The 19,932-nt window shown below is 66.9% G+C and carries 21 protein-coding genes; 1 reads left to right on the top strand and 20 read right to left on the bottom strand.

What is annotated here, in order from left to right:
- Positions 1-53: 53 nt before the first annotated feature.
- The 12 genes from AC04MI_RS03605 to AC04MI_RS03660 form a co-directional block, all read right to left on the bottom strand.
- Positions 54-725 carry a histidine phosphatase family protein gene (locus AC04MI_RS03605; protein WP_099729160.1) on the bottom strand — a complete coding sequence of 224 codons (672 nt, stop codon included), beginning with the start codon at positions 723-725 and terminating at the stop codon, positions 54-56.
- 96 nt (positions 726-821) lie between these two features.
- Positions 822-1,805, bottom strand: coding sequence for a threonine dehydratase (locus AC04MI_RS03610; protein ID WP_476497103.1), 984 nt, complete (start codon positions 1,803-1,805; stop codon positions 822-824).
- Positions 1,802-2,443, bottom strand: a complete 642-nt coding sequence (locus tag AC04MI_RS03615) for a LysE family translocator (RefSeq protein WP_436076963.1) — start codon at positions 2,441-2,443, stop codon at positions 1,802-1,804. The genes AC04MI_RS03610 and AC04MI_RS03615 overlap by 4 nt, the downstream gene beginning before the upstream one ends.
- Positions 2,444-2,449: 6 nt before the next feature.
- On the bottom strand, positions 2,450-3,169 hold the full coding sequence (locus tag AC04MI_RS03620; protein ID WP_436076964.1) for a VOC family protein: 720 nt from the start codon (positions 3,167-3,169) through the stop codon (positions 2,450-2,452).
- Positions 3,166-4,041 (bottom strand): PhzF family phenazine biosynthesis protein, encoded by an 876-nt coding sequence (locus AC04MI_RS03625; RefSeq protein WP_436076965.1) that lies wholly within the window; start codon positions 4,039-4,041, stop codon positions 3,166-3,168. The genes AC04MI_RS03620 and AC04MI_RS03625 overlap by 4 nt, the downstream gene beginning before the upstream one ends.
- Before the next feature lie 169 nt (positions 4,042-4,210).
- Positions 4,211-5,074 (bottom strand): PhzF family phenazine biosynthesis protein, encoded by an 864-nt coding sequence (locus tag AC04MI_RS03630; protein WP_436076966.1) that lies wholly within the window; start codon positions 5,072-5,074, stop codon positions 4,211-4,213.
- A gap of 12 nt (positions 5,075-5,086) precedes the next feature.
- Entirely contained in the window at positions 5,087-5,716 is a 630-nt protein-coding gene (locus AC04MI_RS03635) for a glutathione S-transferase (RefSeq protein WP_436076967.1), read from the bottom strand.
- 6 nt (positions 5,717-5,722) lie between these two features.
- Positions 5,723-6,928, bottom strand: a complete 1,206-nt coding sequence (locus tag AC04MI_RS03640) for an aminotransferase-like domain-containing protein (protein WP_288852935.1) — start codon at positions 6,926-6,928, stop codon at positions 5,723-5,725.
- A 98-nt stretch (positions 6,929-7,026) separates the two neighbouring features.
- On the bottom strand, positions 7,027-7,356 hold the full coding sequence (locus tag AC04MI_RS03645; protein WP_395456505.1) for a DHCW motif cupin fold protein: 330 nt from the start codon (positions 7,354-7,356) through the stop codon (positions 7,027-7,029).
- A gap of 5 nt (positions 7,357-7,361) precedes the next feature.
- Positions 7,362-7,832: a RidA family protein gene (locus tag AC04MI_RS03650; RefSeq protein ID WP_056065629.1), complete on the bottom strand. Its 471-nt coding sequence runs from the start codon at positions 7,830-7,832 to the stop codon at positions 7,362-7,364.
- Positions 7,829-8,746 carry a DMT family transporter gene (locus AC04MI_RS03655; protein WP_056065632.1) on the bottom strand — a complete coding sequence of 306 codons (918 nt, stop codon included), beginning with the start codon at positions 8,744-8,746 and terminating at the stop codon, positions 7,829-7,831. The genes AC04MI_RS03650 and AC04MI_RS03655 overlap by 4 nt, the downstream gene beginning before the upstream one ends.
- Positions 8,743-9,357, bottom strand: coding sequence for a LysE family translocator (locus AC04MI_RS03660; protein ID WP_192422097.1), 615 nt, complete (start codon positions 9,355-9,357; stop codon positions 8,743-8,745). Before AC04MI_RS03660 ends, AC04MI_RS03655 begins: the two co-directional genes overlap by 4 nt.
- Positions 9,358-9,520: 163 nt before the next feature.
- Here AC04MI_RS03660 and AC04MI_RS03665 point away from each other — a divergent pair, with 163 nt between their 5' ends.
- Positions 9,521-11,017, top strand: coding sequence for an aminotransferase-like domain-containing protein (locus tag AC04MI_RS03665; protein ID WP_192422099.1), 1,497 nt, complete (start codon positions 9,521-9,523; stop codon positions 11,015-11,017).
- Positions 11,018-11,085: 68 nt separating this feature from the next.
- Here the strand turns inward: AC04MI_RS03665 and AC04MI_RS03670 are convergent, their stop codons facing one another.
- The 8 genes from AC04MI_RS03670 to AC04MI_RS03705 form a co-directional block, all read right to left on the bottom strand.
- Complete coding sequence (locus tag AC04MI_RS03670) at positions 11,086-12,330, bottom strand: HDOD domain-containing protein (protein WP_436075761.1); 1,245 nt, start codon at positions 12,328-12,330, stop codon at positions 11,086-11,088.
- A gap of 136 nt (positions 12,331-12,466) precedes the next feature.
- A complete protein-coding gene (gene flgL, locus AC04MI_RS03675; protein WP_056065641.1) occupies positions 12,467-13,720 on the bottom strand; it encodes a flagellar hook-associated protein FlgL in 1,254 nt (417 codons plus the stop codon).
- Between the two features lie 28 nt (positions 13,721-13,748).
- Entirely contained in the window at positions 13,749-15,725 is a 1,977-nt protein-coding gene (gene flgK, locus AC04MI_RS03680; RefSeq protein ID WP_056065642.1) for a flagellar hook-associated protein FlgK, read from the bottom strand.
- 25 nt (positions 15,726-15,750) lie between these two features.
- A complete protein-coding gene (gene flgJ / locus AC04MI_RS03685; RefSeq protein ID WP_436076968.1) occupies positions 15,751-16,668 on the bottom strand; it encodes a flagellar assembly peptidoglycan hydrolase FlgJ in 918 nt (305 codons plus the stop codon).
- Positions 16,669-16,719: 51 nt separating this feature from the next.
- Positions 16,720-17,871 (bottom strand): flagellar basal body P-ring protein FlgI, encoded by a 1,152-nt coding sequence (locus AC04MI_RS03690; RefSeq protein ID WP_436076969.1) that lies wholly within the window; start codon positions 17,869-17,871, stop codon positions 16,720-16,722.
- A gap of 266 nt (positions 17,872-18,137) precedes the next feature.
- Complete coding sequence (locus AC04MI_RS03695; protein WP_055398313.1) at positions 18,138-18,860, bottom strand: flagellar basal body L-ring protein FlgH; 723 nt, start codon at positions 18,858-18,860, stop codon at positions 18,138-18,140.
- Between the two features lie 38 nt (positions 18,861-18,898).
- Complete coding sequence (gene flgG, locus AC04MI_RS03700; RefSeq protein ID WP_056648212.1) at positions 18,899-19,681, bottom strand: flagellar basal-body rod protein FlgG; 783 nt, start codon at positions 19,679-19,681, stop codon at positions 18,899-18,901.
- A gap of 43 nt (positions 19,682-19,724) precedes the next feature.
- The coding region (locus tag AC04MI_RS03705) for a flagellar basal body rod C-terminal domain-containing protein (RefSeq protein ID WP_476497109.1) at positions 19,725-19,932 on the bottom strand (208 nt) is incomplete at its 5' end.

Below are 19,932 nucleotides of genomic sequence, written 5' to 3' on the forward strand. Positions count from 1 at the left end.
GATCCACTTAGCGCAAGCGGCCTGGCAGGCTCAGAAAACCGAAATATCGGCGCTCAGGCGTGCGTCACCCACTGCGCGTGCTCCAGCTCGTTCAGGTGCGGCAGCGTGTTGAAGGTCTGCAACATCAACCGCTTGGGCGAGATGGAGAACTCCGTCACCGCGCTGTTGCGGATGCGCATGTTCAGCGCAATGGTCACCTCGGGCGCCGTGCCCAGCACCTCGCCCACGGCGGTCGAGATGGGGCCGCCGCTGCTCACCAGCAGCACGTTCTGGCCCGCATGGTGGTGGCGCACATGGTCCAGCGCGCTGCGCACACCGGCCGAAAACTCGTTCCAGCTGGGCATGCCCTGGGGGCTGATGACACCTGCCATCCACTGCGCCAGCGCGTCGCACAGGATGCGAAAGTGCGCGCGGTAGCGCTCTGGCGTGTCGGCCGGGCCCAGGGGCTGGGGGTGGATGGCAGCGATGAGTGCGTGGCTGTCGTATTCATTGAGGCCTGGCAACTGCAGCACCTCGGGGGTGGTCTGCAGGCCCTCGGCGATGCCTTCCAGCGTTTGCGTGTGGCGGCGCAGCGTGCCGGTGATGACGGCATCAAACCCCAAGCCGCGTGCGCGCCAGTGTTCGCCCAGGCGCACTGCCTGCTGGCGGCCCAGAGCGCTGAGCTGGTCGTAATCTTCCGCGCCAAACGAGGCCTGGCCATGGCGCACGAGGTAGAGGGTTCCCATCCGGCGGATTGTGATCAGAACCCGCCGCAGGCGTTTGTCGCAAAAGCGACCGATGCTATTAAATGTGTAGCTTTTTCGGTTGAATCTGCAAGGGCTTCAGCCCGCCAGAACGCTGCCGAACATGGGCGCATCCACGTTGCCGCCCGTCAACGCCAGGCCCACGTGCAAACCCTGCAGCTGGTCGCGTTCCTGCAGCGCCGCCGCCAGCGCCGCCGCGCCTGCGCCTTCGGCCACGTTGTGGGTGTCGGTGAACAGGGCACGCATGGCGGCGGCCACCTCGGCGTCGCTCACCTGCACGATGTGGTCGATGTGTGGCGCCATCACGGCCAGGGCCTCGGCGTCGGCCACGCGGCAGGCCATGCCGTCGGCGAGCTGGGTGGTCACCGGTGCCTCCACCACGCGGCCTGCGGCCAGCGAATCGGCATAGGTGGTGGCGTGGCTGCTGACCACGCCGACCACGCGCACCGGGTGCTGCAGCGCCAGCTTGGCGGCGATGGCCGAGCACGCGCCCGAGCCCTGGCCGATGGGCACGTACACCACATCGAGCTGCGGCACGGCGCGCAAAAATTCCCACCAGTAGGTGCTCACGCCCCGCAGCAGGCCGGGGTGGAAGCTGGGCACCATGTGGGCCCCGCGCTGGGCCGCGAGCTGGATGGCGTGTTCGCGCGCTTCCTGAAAGTCGTCGCCATGTTCGATGAGCGTGACGCCCAGCGCGCGCATGGCGGCGTTCTTCTCCACCGAGTTGCCGCGCGGCACGACGATGGTGCAGGCCACGCCGTGGCGGCGCGCGGCCCAGCCCATGCTCTGGCCGTGGTTGCCGCGGGTGGCGCTGATGACCTCAGAGGGCAGCGTGCCGCGCTGGGCGAGCTGGTCAAAGTAGGTCAGGCCGCCCCGGATCTTGAAGGCGCCCACGGGCGTGTGGTTCTCGTGCTTGAGCCAGCAGTCGGTGCCCAGGCGCTGGCTGAGCAGGCCCCAGCGGTACTGGGGAGTGGCGGCGAAGTCGCGGTACACCACCTCGGCAGCGGCTTCGATGTCGGCCAGGGTGGGCAGCAGGGCGGTGGGGTCGAGGCGGGTGTTCATGCGGCGGCTTTCTTTTCGGTGAGGAGGCGCAGGGCGAGCAGACCGAGCACGGTGCCCATGAAGTAGCGCTGCGCGCGCATCCATGCGGCGTTGCGGTTGAGGAACAGCGCCACTCGCGCGGCGCCGAACACCAGCAGGGCGTTCACGGCGGCACTGGTGCTGATCTGCACCGCACCCAGCGTCAGGCTTTGTTGCAGCAGCTGGCCGCGCTCGGGGTGCAGGAACTGCGGGAAGAACGACAGGTAGAACATGGCCACCTTGGGGTTCAAGAGGTTGGTCATGAAGCCCATGAGGAACAGTGTGCGCGGGCTGTCGTGCGGCAGGTTGCGCGCTTCAAACGGCGCGGCGCCACCGGGTTTGACAGCCTGCCAGGCCATCCACAGCAGGTAGGCAGCGCCGGCGTAGCGGATGGCGTCAAACGCCAGCGGCACGGCCGCCAGCAGCGCGGTGAGGCCCAGCGCCGCCGCAAGCAGGTGCACGACAAAACCCAGCACCACGCCGGTCAGCGAGATGAGCCCGGCGCGTGGCCCCTGGGTAAGGCTGCGCGAGACGCAGTACACCATGTTGGGGCCCGGCGTGAGCACCAGCACGAGCGCGGCGAGCGCGAAGAGCAGCAATTCCTGCAACGAAAACAGCATGGCGGTTTACTCCTGAGAGGTGACTGAGGTGAGGGTGACGGGGCCCCGTGGCGTGCGGAGCAGGGCGGAGAGGCGCGGCGCGGTGCCCTGCGTGACGAGGACGGAGGCGGCGACACCCACGGCGGTGCACGCAGCCTGCAATGTGGCGGCTTGCGGGTGCTGCAGTGCAAGTTGTTCCAACTGCACGCCGCTGGCGGGCAGGCTGTCGCAGGGGTGTACCGCGCCCCACTGGATGAGCGTGGGCAGGCAGCCGTCCATCAGGCGCAGGCCGTCGTCCCGCACGGTGATTTGCCATTGCAGCACGCCATGGGGCGTGGGGCGGCTGGCGGTGATGACGGCGCCGCGATCGATGTCCAGCGCCGACAACGCGGTGCATGCGGCCGCCACGTCGGGCACGCTGGCCACCCAGTGAATGAGCTGGGGGCCGTGTTGCGCCACCTGGCCCTGCAAATTGGCGTCATCCATGTCAAACCAGCGCCTTGCGCTAGTGGATATTGCCTTGGATGCTCCTGGGTTGATAGCAATGATCTCCAGGTAAGCGCGCGGATGCGTGGGGCTTGCGACGTTGAAGATGCGATTGTGCGTGCCCATCAGCGGGTGTTCGCCGCCCGCCGTGGGGGTGATGCCCAGCGTGCGTTCGCACCAGGCCACACCGCTGGCCAGGTCGGCCGCCAGCACGACCAGGTGGTCCACGCAGGCGGGTTGCTGGGTGGAGGTGGCGGTCACAGCAGCACCTCACCGGCCACGCAGGTGACCGAGCTGCCGCCGACCCAGATGGTGTCGCCGTCCTGTTGCACGTACACCCGCCCGGCGCGCCCCAGGCAGGTGCCTTGGGCGGCCACATATTGGGCGGGGGCCAGCCCGGCGCCGATGAGCCATTGCGCCAGCGCTGCGTTGAGGCTGCCGGTCACGGGGTCTTCGGCCAGGCCGTTGTTGCCGGGGAAGAAGGCGCGCACTTCAAAGGCGATGCCTTCGGCGTCGGTGCTGCCAATGACGCCCACCTTGCCACGCGGGCCGACCACGCCCACGTCCAGCTGGCCAAGGATGCTGGCGTCAGGCTTCAGCGCCAGCACCTGCTCGCTGCTGCGCAGCATCACACCCCGCCAGTTGGGGCCGTTGTCGCACCAGGCGTGGTGCAGGATGTCGCTGCGCGCCACGCCCAGGCCCCGGGCAATCAGCGCCACGTCGTCTTCGGCCAGCGGGCCGCTTTGGATGAGGGGCGGCGCGGCGAAGGCCAGGCGCTCGCCGTCCTGGCGCAGCGTGACCAGGCCCACGCCACACTCCTGCACCACCTGGCCTGCCACCTGGGGCTGCCCACCGGCCTTCAGCCACGCATGGCAGCTGCCCAGTGTGGGGTGGCCTGCAAAAGGCAGTTCGCGCCCGGGGCAGAAGATGCGCACGCGGTAGTCGGCACCGGCGGCGCGCCCTTCCGGGGTGGGGGGCAGCAGGAAGGTGGCTTCGGACAGGTTGGTCCAGTTGGTGAAGTCCTGCATGGCTTCAGTGCTGAGGCCGGAGCCGTCCAGCACCACGGCCAGGGGGTTGCCACGGTAGGGCGTGGCGGTGAATACATCGACTTGCTGGAACGGGCGTTGGTGCATGGTGGTCAGGTCCTTTGTCTATCAAACGGGCAGTGAAGCGGGATGGGTCGGGCACGCCGGGGGCTCACCGGGGTTTGGCCCGATGTGCAAGCAGGTGGTTGTGGCTCGGCGCTCTGGCGAGGCCGAGGGGGAAATCAGCCGCTGGGGCGCGGTGCAGTGCGGTGCGGGGTCATAGCAGCACTGTGCCTTCGATGCAAGTGACGGCTCGGCCGCCCACCCACAGCTGGTGGTCATCGTCCTGGCGGATGTGCACGCGGCCCGCGCGGCCCAGGCATTCGCCCTGGGCCACCAGGTAACTGCGGGGGGCGAGGCCATCGGCAATCAGCCATTCAGCCAGGCTCGCGTTGAGGGTGCCCGTCACCGGGTCTTCGGGGTTGCCCATGGGGGCGGCAAAGGCGCGCACCACCACGCCGGGCTGGGCGGTGTTGCTGGCGGAAGGGCCCACATGGATCACGCCCACGTCCTGGCCCAGGTCTTTCAGGCGGGCGTGGTCCGGGTGCAGGCCCAGCACCGTGTCGGCGCTGTCGAGCAGCAGGCCGAGCCACACGGGGCCGTTGTCCAGCATCTGCGCACCCAGAATCTGCTGCGGGCGCAGGCCCAGGGCGCTCGCAATCAGCGGCACCAGCGCGGGGCTGGGGGCGCTGCGCTTGAGCGGAGGGGCGGCAAATGCCAGGGTGTCTCCGCTCAGGGCGATGCGGACCAGGCCCAGCGCGCATTCCTGGATCACCATGCCGTCCTCCTGCGGGCGGTGGCCTGCCTGCAGCCAGGCGTGGCAGGTGCCCAGCGTGGGGTGGCCCGCAAAAGGCAGCTCGCCATTGGGGCTGAAGATGCGCAGGCGGTAGTCGGCGCCGGCCGCGCGCCCGGCGTCGGTGGGCGGCATCAGAAAGGTGGTTTCCGACAGGTTGGTCCAGGCCGCAAAGCGGCGCATGTCGCTGTCGCTCAGGCCGTCGGCATCCAGCACCACGGCCACAGGGTTGCCGTAGCCGGGGCGGTCGCTGAAGACGTCGATCTGCTTGAAGGGGCGCTGGTGCATGGTGAGGCGCGGTCAGGAAAGGGGTTGGTCCAGTATCCCGCGGGCGCCGGGGCGGGTGCTGACCGTGTTGTACCACCGCTCCAGGTGGGGACGTGCGGCGCGTTCTTGCGGCAAGCCCCACCAGCGGTGGATCTCACAACCCACCGGGATGTCGGCCATCGTGAACCGCTCACCCGCCATGAAGGGCTGGCGGGCCAGGTGGGCGTCCAGCAGGGCCAGCAGGGGCTCCGTGACCGCCACCGACGCGGCGATCAGCGCATCGTTACGCTGGGCCGCAGGCGTGCGGATCCACTGGATGAAGGCGTCGCGCCCGGCCGGGTTCAGCGTGGTCTGCTGCCAGTCCATCCACTGCTCGGCCACAAAACGCGAGGGAAGGTCTTCGGGGCACAGGTTGCCGAGCGAATGCCTTGCGCACAGGTAGCGCACGATGGCGTTGGACTCCCACAGGGTCACGCCCGTGTCCTCGTCCTCGATCAGCGGCACCAGGCCGTTGGGGTTGAGGCCCAGATAGCGCGCCTCGCGCACGATGCCGTACTGGCCGCCCGCGTCGGTGCGCTGCACTGAGGGCAGGCCCAGCTCCTGCACGGCCCACACGACCTTGCGCACGTTGATGGACGACAGGCGACCCCAGAGCCTCAGCATGGTGAATCAGCCCTTGCTCTCGCGGATGGCTGCCGCCAGCGCCGCGATGCCGGTGGCGATCTGCTCGACGGTGGAGGTCACGAACGACAGCCGCAGGGTGCGGTGGTCGGCGTTGTCGGCATAGAAGGCCGCCCCGGGCACAAAGGCCACATTGCGCTCCACGGCCTTGGGCAGCAGCTCGATGGCGCTCATGCCTTCCGGCAGGCGCACCCACAGGAACATGCCGCCGTCGGGGCGGTTCCAGTGCACGCCCAGGCCCTGCATTTCCTTGTCGAGTGCGGCCAGCATGGCCTCGCACTGCTGCTTGTAGAGCGCGCGGATGGTGGGCACATGGCGGTCCAGGAAGCCGTCCTTCATCACCTCGGCCACCAGGCGCTGGTTGTAGCCGGGCGTGTGCAGGTCGGCAGCCTGCTTGGCCTGCAGCAGCTTGGGGTACACGGCCTTGGGCGCCACGATGTAGCCCAGGCGCAGGCCGGGGGCCAGCACCTTGGAGAACGAACCCATGTAGATGCAGCCGTCGGGGTTGCGGGCCGTGAGCGGGGCCGGCGGCGGTGCGTCGAACCACAGGTCGCCGTAGGGGTTGTCTTCTACCAGGGGCAGGTTCAGCTCGGCGGCGGCGGCCACCAGCTCGGCGCGGCGCGCGTCGCTCATGGTGCGGCCCGTGGGGTTCTGGAAGTTGGGCAGCACGTACAGGAAGCGTGCCTTGTTCGCGCCGGTGCCCACCTTGGCACGCAGGTCGTCGATCAGAACGCCTTCATCATCGCTGGCCACGGACACCACGTTGGGCTCCATGGGCGTGAAGGCCTGCAGCGCGCCCAGGTAGGTGGGCGTTTCCACCAGAACGCGGCTGTCGGTGTCGATGAGGATCTTGGCGATCAGGTCCAGCGCCTGTTGCGAGCCGGTGGTGATGAGGATCTGGTCAGCGTCCACGTCCCAGGGCAGGAAGTCGGCAATCGCCTGGCGCAGCGGGCCATAGCCTTCGCTGGCGGCGTACTGCAGGGCGCCGGGGCCGTCGTTGGCCAGCACGGCGGCAGAAGCGGCAGCAAACGCGGAGACCGGGAAGGTCTTGGGCGATGGCAGGCCGCCCGCCAGGCTGATGATGCCGGGCTTTTCGGTGACCTTCAGGATTTCGCGGATGACCGAGGGGTTCATGCGCTCGGCACGGCGTGCCAGGGTCCACGTGCTGTTGGTGGGAAGGTCGTTCAGTTTCACTCTCGTCTCCTGCGGGTGGCCGCCTGGGCCGCTACGGTTGCAAAGTTGTCGTCAAAAAATGGGTGTGCAGCAGCCCTGGCGGGTGCGTTCACACCTTCTCAGTCCACGATGAACAGGGTGGCGCCCTGTGGGGAGGTGGACCGATGGGGTTCTGCATTGTCCGCCACCTGGTAACTCATGCCGGGTGTCAAGGTGTACTGGCGGCCGTCGGCCAGCTCGGTGTGCAGCTCGCCGCTCAGGCACAAGAGCACATGGCCCTTGGTGCACCAGTGGTCGGACACGTAGCCTGGCGTGTACTCCACCATGCGCACGCGCGCCTCGCCAAATGTCTGGGTGCGCCAGAAGGCCTGGCCCGCTGCGGCGCTTTTTTCTTCGCGCGGAATGCAGGCCCAGTCGGTGGTGGCAAAGGGAATGTTCTGCAAATGCATGGTTTTCAGTCCTTGATCGACACCACGGCCTCGATCTCCACCGCAAAGCCACGCGGCAAGGAGCCGACACCGACGGCCGAGCGTGCGTGCCGTCCTGCATCACCAAACACCTCTACCAGCAGGTCGGAGCAGCCGTTGATGACCTCGGTGTGCTGCATGAAGTCGGGTACCGCATTCACCATGCCCAGCAGCTTGACCACACGGCGCACGCGCGAGAGGTCTCCGAGTGCTGCCTGCATGGTGGCGATCAGCTGCAGGCCCACTTCGCGGGCGTGCTGACGTGCCTCGTCGGCACTGATCTCGCGGCCCACCTTGGGGACCACCACCATGTCGTTGCGCAGTGGCGAGCCCTTGCCCGACAGGTACAGCGTGTTGCCGTCCAGCACATAGGCGTCAAAGTTGCCGCGCGGGGCGGACACGGTGGGCAGCACCAGGCCCAGCTGTTGCAGTCGCTGTTCTGGGGTCATGGCACTCATGCGGGGGCTCCTTGTTGTTGAACGGGCATCCGTTTGCCCACGAAGACGGTGGCGATCACGGCCACTGCAAACACCAGGGTGACGGCATCCAGGTGTTCGCCCAGCAGGGGCACTGCAAACAGCAGGCTCAAAAAGGGCTGGATAAGCTGGATCTGACTGACCCGCACGGCACCCAGCGCCAGGGCGCGGTACCACGCAAAGAAGCCGATCCACATCGAGAACAGGGCCACATACAGGAAGCCCGCCCAGCTCATCGCGCCAATGCTGGAAGGCACGGCGGGAGCGAACCACCAGGCCACGGGCAGGGTGAGTGGCAGGCAACACACCAGCACCCAGCAGATGACCTGCTCGGCCCCCAGGCGGGGCGTGAGGCGGGCGCCGCCGATGTAGCCCAGGGCGCCTGTGGTCATGGCGATCAGCAGGTAGATGTTGGCTGCGCCCAGGTACAGGCCGCCCGCACGCCACACCATGAAGCCCAGCACCAGCCCGCTGCCCAGCACTGCACAGGCCCAGAAGCCTGCCGAGGGCCGCTGCCGGTACCACAGTGCACCCAGCAGGGCGGTGGACAGCGGCAGCAGGGCCGTGACCACGGCGCCATGGGTGCTGGGCACATGGCGCAATGCCAGCGCCAGGAACAGCGGGAAGCCGACAATCACGCCAAACGCCGTGATGCCCAGCAGTGGCCACTCGGCCCGCACCGGCAGGTTCAGGCGTCCTTGCGTGCGCTGCCACAGCAGGTAGCCAATCGACAGCAAGCCCGCCACGGCGGCACGCCCGAACGTGACGAACCAGGGGGAGAGCTGGGGTGCATCGGTAGAGCCCACTGCCAGCCGCGTCATGGGCAGCGTGGCCGCAAACAGCGTGACGCCGACCAGGCCCCAGAGCAGGGCTTCTTTTTCCTGTGCGCGGTTCATAGGGTGAGCATCCAGTACGCAGTGAGCACCAGCACGAGTGCCAGCGCGCGGTTGAACCACAGCAGCCGCGCGCCCTGCGCCAGCCACTGGCGCAGCAGCGAGCCCACCAGCGCATAGACAAAGTTGCTGGTGAAGGCGAACACCATCATCACGCCGCAAATGATGGCCAGGCGCTCACCCGGGTTGGCGGCGGGCTGCCCTGCGGCATTGACCACCCAGCCTGCGCTGAGCGTGAGGGCCAGCATCCAGGCCTTGATGTTGACAAACTGCAGGCCTACGCCTTGCCAGAACGTCACGTTCAGGCGCGACGTGTCGATGGCGGTCATCTGGCCTGCGCGGCTGAGCTTGAAAGCCAGCCAGAGCATGTAGGCCACGCCCATCAGCGTCACCGCCCAGCGCAGGGCGGGCACGCCGGTGATGAGGGCACCCAGGCCCAGCCCGCTGCCCAGCATGAGCAGCGTCCAGCCCGCAGGCACCGCAAAGCAAAAGCGCAGCGCGCGCTTGAGCCCGAGGTTGGCGGCCAGCGCGGTGGACAAGGTGGTGTTGGGCCCCGGCGAAAAGCTCATGGCGGTGCAAAACAGCAGCAGGGCGGTGAGTTCAGCGACGCTCATGGTGGGTGCGGGAAGGGGTGGGGGACTTGTCGGGGATCTGCCTTCAATGTAATCTTGCTACCAATACACAACCAGTACAGACAGTCGGCGCAGTTGCAAATCTGTATTGCCCGGCAAAACAATACACACCGGCGCCTGGCGGCGCAGCGAGCGGAATGCCACCATGCTGATGAAATCGTCGACCCAGTCGCTGACCGAACAACTGTCCGCCCGGTTTGCCGAGCGCATCCGCAACCGCCTGATGGCGCCGGGTGCACGCCTGCCGTCGGTGCGCCAGTGCGCGCAGCAGCACGGGGTGAGCCCGTCCACCGTGGTGGCGGCCTATGACCAGCTGCTGGCGCAGGGCCTGGTGGAGGCGCGCAAGAACCGGGGGTTTTTTGTCCGCGAAAGTGGCCGAGCGGTGGATGCAGCCGACGGCGACCTTGACACGCGCGCGCGCCCCGACGACCTGGCTCTGGAAAGTGCTGCCGCCAACTGGAGCACGGCGCACTGGTTTGCGGCGCGTGCCGCCGGCCGCGCGGGCCCAGGGGTGTCGCCCGTCAACGCCACGGCGCTGATCCGGGGCATGTTCCACAAGATCAGCGACAAGCCCCAGCCCGGCATGGGGGTCTTTCCGCCCGACTGGCTGGAGTCGACCTTCATGCCCGCCGCCGTGCGCAAGGTCACCAACTCGCGCGCCCTTCAGGAGTTTTCGCTGCAGTATGGCGAGCCGCTGGGCGATGCAGGCCTGCGGCGCGTGCTGGCCAAAAAGCTGTCCACGCTCAATGTGCACACGGTGCCTGAGAACATCATCACCACCGTGGGGGCCACGCATGCGCTGGACATCGTGAGCCGCACCCTGCTGCGCCCGGGCGACCCGGTCATGGTGGAGGAGCCCGGCTGGGCGGTGGAGTTTGCGCGGCTGGCCGCCTTGGGCATGCACATCCTGCCCGTGCCGCGCCGCGCTGATGGCCCGGATCTGGAAGTCATGGCGCGCTACTGCGAGGTGCACAAGCCCAAGCTCTACGTGAGCGTGAGCGTGTTTCACAACCCCACGGGCTACTGCCTTACGCCAGGCAGTGCCCACCGCGTGCTGCAGTTGGCCAACCAGCACAACTTCCATGTGGTGGAAGACGACACCTACAGCCACATAGCGCCGGAACACGCCACGCGCCTCACGGCGCTGGATGGCCTGCAGCGCACCATCTATGTGAGCGGCTTTGCCAAGATCCTGGCGCCCAACTGGCGCATTGGCTTCATGGCCGCGCCGCCTGCGCTGGTGGAGCAATTGCTGGACACCAAGCTGCTGGCCACGCTGACCACACCGGCGCTGCTGGAGAAGGCCCTGGCACTGTGCATCGAGCAGGGCCAGCTGCGCCGCCACGCCGAACGCATCCGCACCCGGCTGGATGCCGCACGCGCGCGCAGCGTCAAGCTCGCCCTGGGGGCGGGCTGCACCTTTGCGGCCGAGCCGGTGGGCCTGTTTGGCTGGGTGGAGACCGGGGTGGACACCGATGCGCTGTCGCAGCGCATGCTGGACGAGGGCTATCTGCTGGCGCCCGGTGCGTTGTTCCATGCAGAGCGCAAACCCAGCACGCTCATGCGCATCAACTTTGCGACGACGCAGGACGCGGCGTTCTGGCGCATCTTTGAGCGTGTGCGGGCTGAGCAGGGGCGGTGAGCCGCAGCCATTGCCCTGGAGTCGCGCAATCGCATGGGGGTGTCGCCCACCGAAACCGGCGCAGGGGCCTACTTTCTTTCCACTTCCAGGTCAGACAACACCCGCAGCAGCGCGCGGTTGACCTCTTCCAGGTCCATCTCGAAGGTCTCGCACAGCTGGCGGATGGCGCTGGCGTCATCTGTCTCCAGTGCACAGGCCATCTGCAGACCGCCGGTGTAGGGGCCGGTGCGCAGCACGGTGGCGTCGTAGATGCGTTCTGACAGGGGCAGGCGCTTGAGGATGGTGCCCAGGGGCTCGCCCAGCAGCTCATCGAGCTGGGATAGCAGGCCACACAGGTAGATCTCGCGGCGCAGGTCGTTCTCGATGCCCGCGTCCAGCAGCCGCGCAGTGAGCTGGGCGCGGATCACCATGGCTTCGCGCACCGGCTGCATGTTGGCCTCGGTGCTCGCATGGGGCAGCTGGTCGGACAGCCAGCGCTTGATGGAGCTGTAGCCCATCATCACCAGGCCCCGGCGCAGCGAATCAATTCCGGTGCGCAGGCCCAGGGCGGCCGAGTTGGTATAGACCATGAAGCGGTACGCGAGCAGCGGGTCCTCGCCCATGATGTCTTCAAAGGTTTCCAGCGACTGCTCGTCGTCAATCGCCTTCATGAGTTTGAAGATCACCGCGTGCGAGGGCTGCTGCGGGTGGTGGCGCAGGCTGTAGAGCACGTCCTCCGTCGGCCACCCAGCCAGCGCCATCGCGTTGCCCTGGTCCAGACAGTGCTCCATCAGTGCCCGGCTGGCGATGTTTTCGTACATCTGGCCAGCCAGCACCGGGCTGGGGGTGCGTTTGGCAACAGGTGCTGCTGCGGCGGCGGCACTGCCTGGGCGTGGGGGCGTGGCCTGCAGCGCAGCCACGGCGTCTTCCGGGCGCAAGGTTAGCAGGCTGTTGTCGAAGCAGCGGGCAATCTCGGGCTCGGGCAGCTTGTCCATGTCGCCCCGCCACACCATGCGCAACCCGCGCTGGTGCGCGGCCTTCACGCGGTCATAGATGGCAGAGTCCGACAACCACTCGCCGCGCACCTCGATCCACGGTGCAGCCCGTGGCGCGTTTTCGAGCAGGTCGCACAGCAGCTGGCGGGTCTGTGCCGAGATCAGCAGCGGCGGCGAGCTGGACGACCACAGCTCCTGCAGCGTGCGCAGCAGGTGCCCGCCATCGACGGTTGCCGAGGCCTCGTTGTGGGCATACAGCTGGATGCCTGCGAGTTTGCGGGCGCGGTTCCACAAAGGGCGGTAGCCCAGGATCAGGCTACCTAGGACGGATTGGACCATGGGCTCTCAGGCAAAAAAACAGGGCCAGCCAGCGCTCGCGGGATGGGTGTCGCCACGGTGCACCAGCCGGTGCTGAAGCATGCTGGCACAGGGTGCGATGGGCTCTGCGCCCGAACACCCTCTGCCGCACAGGCTCCTAGCCAATAAAGTTGAACAGCGACAACTTCTGAACCTGCGCATAGGACTTGAGTGCAGCCTCATAACCCACCTGCTGGTTCTGGAAGTCGGAAATGCCCTTGATCATATCGAGATCCTCTGCCCGCGAACGGTCGCCTTCCAGCTGGATGGAGCGCTTTTCCTGGTCGCCGGTGATGCGGTCTGCGCGATTGAGCAGCTCGCCGGCGTAACTGCGCATGTTGTGTACGCGCTCCAGCCCAATATCGATGTTGGCCAGTGCCTGCCCCACGGCCTGGATGGCGCCGTTGTTGTTGGGAGCGTTGCGGATGCCATTGATGGCACTGTCCATGGTGCTGAACATGCTCGCGCTGGGCTGCAGGGTGACGGTATCCCCGTTGGCCGGGTTGCCCTTGATGTCGAAAGAAAGCCCCGGAATGCCTGGAACGGAGATGGTGACCGGCTTGTCGGTCGGGTAGTCCGGCACCACCACCGGGGCGGAGACGGCACCCGTGGTGGTGTTGGTGATGGTGTACGTGGCTGTGCTGGTGCCCGTGGTGGCGCCTGGACCGACTGCGCTGAAGGTGACGGTGTAATTGTCACCCGTCACCAAAGCTTTGTTGGTGGGCGTGATGGCCGTGGTGGTGAGCTGTCGGCCTACCGGGATGTTGCTGACCCCGGCGGTGTAGACACTGTCGCGGGTGGGGTCGAACATGAAGGCAGAGTCGCCGTCGAGGGCCCCCGGTACCGTCACGCCGTTGCTCGCCGTCTGACCCGGCAAGCCCTGGAAGCTGTAGTCGGGGGAGCTGCTCAGGGGGCCCAGGAACGGCGCCAGCGCGCTGCCCAATGCACTCAGCAGGGGGATGCCGTTGGTGTCTTTCCGGTTGGCGACTTCCAGCAGTTGCTCGCGCAGGCCTTGCAGCTGGTTGGCGACAGTGGCGCGGTCGTTCGGGGTCATGCTGGCATCGCCCGCACTGACCACCAACTCCCGAAAGTTCTGGATCAGATTCACCGCATCGCCCAGTGAGGATTCCCCCTGTGCAATCGCATTGCGCTGGGTTTCCAGTGCCCGCTGCTCGGTCTGGATGCGCGACAGGCGGTTGAGGGCTCGCTCGGCCTGCGCTGCCGACACCGGGTCGTCACTGGCGCGCACCACGCGTTTGCCAGAAGTCAGGTTCTCTTGTAGCGTGGTGAGGCTGGTCTGGCGCGCGCCCAGGTTGCGCAACGCGTTGTCGTACATGTTGGCCGTGCCGACGCGGTAGATGTTTGTGCTCATGTCGAACTCCTCACGCCAGGGGCGGCATTCATCGGCCCAGGCCCTGGATCAGCGAATCAAAAATGTTCTGCGCAATCTGGATCATCTTGGCGGAGGCCTGGTACGCCTGCTGGTATTGGATCAGCTTGGCGGCCTCTTCGTCCAGGTTCACCCCCGACACTGCCGTGCGGTCGCGCTCCAGGTTGGCTGCGATGGTGGACGACAGCTGCTCCGCAAACTTGGCGCTCTGGGTGCGTGTGCCTACCTGGGCAATGGCGCCAGCGTACCCGTCGGAGAGGGTGGACTCGTCAAACATTTTCACGTCGCGCAGTCCCATCAGGGCATTCGCGTTGCCTGCGTTGCGGGTGTAGGCGTCTCCGTACTGCGGGTCCAGCGCATTGCCGATCACCACGGTGTCGCCCGTCTTGGGGGTGCCTTGCAGCGTGATCTGCCAGCCGTTGATCGAGATGGGCTGGCCCGAGGTGTAGGGCTGCGCAGTCGCCAGCGAGGTGGGTGGCGCGGTCCCGCGGTCGAGCACGTCGTAGGTCGTGGGCGGCCCGGCGGTGAACTGCAACTGGATACCCCCCAGGATGGGCGGAATGGCTGCTGGGTTGGCATTTGCCGGCAGCACCAGCCCCGGCGGGTTGGGCAGGCCCGTGGCCTTGAGGCTGCCCAGCTGCATGGTGCCGCCGTTGGCCGTGCCCATGGCGGCGTTGATGGGGTTGGCGGCTGCCAGGTCGCGCGGCGAATACACCAGCGCCTGGATGTTGTTGGCAGCCGTGCTGAACGGCTTGAACAGCATGCGCTCGCCAGGGTTGCCGGGCGTGGTCAGGTTGAAGTTGAGCCCATCGATCTGCAGTGTGGCCAGGTTGGCAGCGCTGGTGAACGGGGTTGATTGGCCGTCGGACAGGCGCACCACCTGCCCGGCCGTGCCCGTGGTGAAGCGAATCTCATAGTCGGACGCAGCAAACTGTGTGGGGCCGGTGAACGACACCGTGCCCACGCCTGCGCCGTTGGTATAGCCCGGCATGCTGGTGGGCAGGGCGAACAGATCCTTGCCTGGCACGCCATCGAGCGTCAGGCCCAGGTTCTGCTGGTCGTTCATCGTCATGCCGATGGCCAGCGCCATGCGGCCCAGCAGATTGCGCCCTTCGCTCAGGTCCGTGTTCTGAAAGCGCAGCAGGCCCGAGACGCTGCCACCGCCCAGCACGTTCTCGTCCAGCTCCACGGGGGTGGCGCCGGGGCGATTGAAAAACAGCTTGGACTGTCCGCTGCCCGGGAAAGTCGTTGCATCGTCGATCGACAGGCTGGCGGCTGTGCTGCCCAGCACCAGGGGCTGGCTGCCTGCCACGAACAGGCCCACGGTGCCGTCATCCGCCGGGATCTGGGTGGTCTGCACATACTGGTTGATGTCGCGGATGATCTGGTCGCGCTGGTCCAGCAGGTCGTTGGGGCTCTGGCCGTTGCCGGTGGCACGGGCGATCTGCTCGTTGATGGCGGCCATCTGCGTGGCCAGGCTGTTGATGGCGGTCACGCTGCTCTGCAGCTGTTCCTTGACGGTGTACTCGATCTCGTTGATCCGGTCGCTGGCGGTGCGCATGCGTGCGGCCGTTTCGTCCAGCCGCGTAAGGACCACCGTGCGTGCCGTGATGTCGGTGGGGCTGCTGACCACGTCCGAGAACGCGTTCATCATGTCGTTGATGGCGGCGCCCAGGCCCTGGGTGCCACCGCTGAACACTTCCTGCAACTGGCTCAGGCGCTGGGCGCGGATGGCGTCGGCCGCCTGGGTCGATCCAGCCGCGGCCGACTGGCGCGTGAGCAGCTCGCTCTGGTTGCGCAGAATGGTCTGCACATCCACGCCCTGGCCGATGTAGCCACCGCCCGTGAACTGGCCCTGGACTGTTTGCAGCACCACCGTCTGGCGCGAATAGCCGGGTGTGTTGACATTGGCAATGTTGTGGCCTGCCGTCTGCAGGGCCACCTGGTTGGCCAGCAGGGCGCGGGCGCCGACGTTGAGCAGACTCATGGCTTACCTCGGTTCTTCTCGTCCATCACGCCTGGGCGCGCTGTACACGCAGCGCGCTGTTGATAGCGCCGCTGAGCTTCTTGGCGTACTCCGGGTCGGTGGCGTAACCGGCCTTTTGCAGCTCGGCCGCGTAGGCCACGGCAGAGCCCGTCTTGGCGGTGGCCTGGGCTTTTTCGTAGCGCGGGTTGTCGGTGATCAGCTTGGCGTAGTCGCGGAAGGAATCCTCGTACGAGTCGTACGCACGGAACTTGGCCACCACCTTGCGCGGTGTGCCGTTGATGTATTCGGTGGTCGTGATCTCGGCCACCTTGCCGGTCCAGCCCTTGCCCGCCTTGATGCCGAACAGGTTGAACGAGTTGCCACCGTTGGCGGTCTTGATCTCGCTCTTGCCCCAGCCGGTTTCGTGCCCGGCCTGGCCGAGCATGAAGCTGGCGGGAATGCCGCTTTCCTGCGCCACGCGCTCGGCGGTGCCGCTCAGGTGCTGCACAAAGCCTTCGCGGCCCTTGGGGACGGGCAGTGTGGTCTCGACGGAAGACGTGGTGGCGGAGGTCGCAGACCGGTTCTGTGCCTGCGGCAGGCTCAGCGTGGACGGCACCGAGAAGTTGGTGTCCGCACCGCCCATCTGGCGTGAGAGCTGGCGGGCGATGGCTTCCGACAGGCCGCCCTGCAGGCCTGACATATTCACGGACAGCTGCTGGTCCAGCATGTCCTGGCCCAGGTTGGCCTGCTCGCCCTCCATCAGGCCGGACTTCATGGTGGCGTCGCGCATGCTCTTGATGAGTTCGCGCATGAACAGCGATTCAAACTGCTTGGCTGCCTCGCGCGTGACCTGTGCGCTGTTGCTCGTGCCCGCGTCGTATTTGAGGGAGTTGAGCGAGCGGATATCGACCGCCAGCGCGTTCGAGGGGCTGGAGGTGCTGGACGAGGGCAGGGTCAGGGCCATGGTCGCTCCCGGTGGATGGTGCGCGCAGCGGCAGCAGCAGGGCGAGCCATGTCAGATCACCTCCAGTTCGGCGTTCAGCGCGCCGGCGGCCTTGATGGCCTGCAGGATGGCCAGCAGGTCGCCTGGTGTGGCGCCCAGCGTGTTGAGGGCCTTGACCACGTCGGCCAGCTGCGGCGACGCGGGCATCTGGATCACGTTGCCCGGTTCCTGGTTGATGGTGATGTCGCTCTTTTGCGTGACCACCGTCTGCCCCTGCGAGAACGCATTGGGCTGGCTGACCACGGGCGTGGAGCTGATGGTGATCGACAGGTTGCCGTGGGCGATGGCACAAGGCCCCAGCGTGACCGACTGGTTGAGCACCACCGAGCCCGTGCGGGCGTTGATGACCACCTTGGCAGAGGGCGTGGAGGATTCGAGCGGCAGCTCTTCCAGGTCGGCAATGAAGCCGACGCGGGCGCCGGGGTCGATGGGAGCGCGCACCTGCACCGTGCGACCATCCAGCGCGGTGGCCAGGCCGTTGCCCAGCTTGGCGTTGATCACCTGCGCCACGCGGCGGGCGGTCTGGAAGTCCGAGGCGTTCAGGCCCAGGTTGATGGTGTCGCCTTCGTTGAGCGGGGTGGGCACGGCCCGCTCCACCTGCGCACCGAGCGGAATGCGGCCTGCGCTCAGGTGGTTGATCTGCACCTTGCTGCCACCGGCTGACGCGCCAGCGCCGCCCACCACCATGTTGCCCTGGGCCAGTGCATAGATCTCGCCGTCAGCGCCGCGCAGCGGTGTGACGATGAGCGTGCCGCCCTTGAGCGACTTGGCATTGCCCATGGACGAGACGTTCACGTCGATCTGCTGGCCCGGCTGGGCAAAGGCCGGCAGTTGCGCCGTGACGATCACCGCCGCCACGTTCTTGAGCTGCAGCTGCGACGCCGTGCCGGGTGGCAGGCTGATGCCCATCTGCTGCAGGTAGTTGGACATGGCCTGCGTGGTGTAGGGCATCTGCGTCGTCTGGTCGCCCGTGCCGTCCAGCCCTACCACCAGGCCGTAGCCGGTCAACTGGTTGCTGCGCACGCCCTGCACCGCCGCCACTTCCTTGATGCGCAAGGCCTGTGCAGGCGTTGCCAGCCCTGCGGCCACCAGGGCCAGCAGCAGCCACAGCACGCGCGCGGTGCGGGGCAAGAGGGAATGGGACGAGGCTTTCATGGCATCCATTGTGGTAGGCCATGGCCAGAACTAAAACCCAAAAAGAAGCGGGTTCACCGGCTTATTGGCTGGGTCTGAAGCCGCGTTGGCAAGGTGCGCGCAGAAACGGCCCGTGGGCGCTCTGTGTGGCGGTTTTTGAGTAAAAACGGCCAGAGGCGCTAGTGCTATATGCGCCAAAAGCTATCAAATTTGCAGTAATAAAAAGGACGCACCCAGCCCTCCGTCGGATGCCGGAAGGACTGGGGACCTGGGCGCTTTCGGTGCGCCCAGTGCGGTCAGAACGGCGTGACGGTGTTGAAGAACCGGCCCAGCCAGCCCATGGCCTGGGCTTCGTTTTGTGCGCCGCGTCCACGCGATTCGACGCGCACATTGGCGACCTGGGTCGAGTTCACGATGCTGCCGGGTTGCAGCGCGCGTGGGTCCACCGTGCCCGAAAAGCGCAGCACATCCACGTTCTGGTTCACGCCGATCTGCTTTTCGCCAGTGATGACCAGGTGGCCATTGGGCAGCACATCCACCACCGTGGCGGTGATGGAGCCGGTGAAGGTGTTGGCGCTTTCGGTGCCGCCCTTGCCGGAGAACGCATTGCCCGAATTGGCGCCCACGCCCAGCTTGTCGGTGAAGGTCTTGCTGGTGAAGGGCAGGGCGGTCACGCCGGCAGAGACTTCGGAGGTGCGGTCCACCGTGGACGACGACTTCTGGCTGGCCGTCACGTTCTCCACGATCTGAATGGTCACGTTGTCGCCCACCAGGCGCGCGCGGCGGTCTTCAAAAGCGGGCCGGTAGCTGGCGTTGTGGAACAGCCCGCCCGTCACCGGGGGCGGGGTGCGCGGTGCAGCGGCGAGCGGGGGTGGGGTGGTGGGCAGGATGTCCACCGGCGGCGGTGGCGACAGGGTGGCGCAGCCGGCACACAGCAGTGCTGCGCCCAGCGCGGGGATACCCGCACGCAGCGAGCCAAGTGCCTGCAGCAGGCGAAGAGGGCGTGTGAAAGTGCGCATGGCGAAGGTCCTGGGCAAAAGCGCGGGGGGCATTCCGGTCACAGCTGGGCGAGCTTGGCCAGCATCTGGTCCGAGGTCTGGATGGCCTTGGAATTCATCTCGTAGGCGCGCTGGGTTTGGATCATGGTGACCAGCTCTTCCACCACGTTGACGTTGGAGGCTTCCAGAAACCCCTGCTTGATGATGCCCAGGCCGTTCGTGCCGGGGGTGCCCTGCTGGGGCTGGCCGGAGGCGGCGGATTCCTTGAACAGGTTCTGCCCGATGGGCTCCAGGCCGGCCGGGTTGATGAAGCTGGCCATGGCCAGGTTGCCCACGGTCTGCGGCTGTGTGTTGCCCGGCACGGTGACTGCCACGGCGCCTTCGGCACTGATACTGACGCTGGTGGCGTTGGCCGGAATGGTGATGCCATTGACCACGGGCAGCCCGCTGGACGTGACCATGCGGCCCTGGGCATCGACCTGGAAGGAGCCGTCGCGGGTGTAGCCCACGGTGCCATCGGGCATGGTCACTTCGAAGAAGCCGTTGCCGTTGATGGCGACATCCAGGTTGTTCTTGGACTCCTGCAGGCTGCCCTGCATGAAGTTGCGGCTGGTGGCCACCGTGCGCACGCCCAGGCCCAGGTGCAGGCCGGTGGGCAGCTGGTTTTGTTCGGTGGTGTTGGCGCCCACCTGGCGCAGGTTCTGGTAGATCAGGTCTTCGAACACCGCGTTGTTGCGCTTGTAGCCCGTGGTGGAGACGTTGGCCAGGTTGTGCGAGATGACGTCGAGCTGGGTCTGCTGGGCAGACATGCCGGTCTTGGCGATCCAGAGGGAGTTGATCATGGTGCTTCCTTTTGGCGGGTGCGTGCTGGGTATGGCAGCGGCATCAGCCGTTCATGCTCAGCAGCTGGCTGGCGGTCTTGTCGTTGGTTTCGGCGGTCTGCAGCAGCTTCATCTGCTGCTCGAACTGGCGCGATGCAGCGATCATCCCGACCATGCATTCGACCGGGTTCACGTTCGAGCCCTCCAGCGCGCCCGACAGCATGCGCGCGTTGGCGTCGTTGGGCATGGGGTCGCCCGACGTGGTGCGAAAC

It is taken from the genome of Acidovorax sp. LjRoot204 (assembly GCF_056175785.1).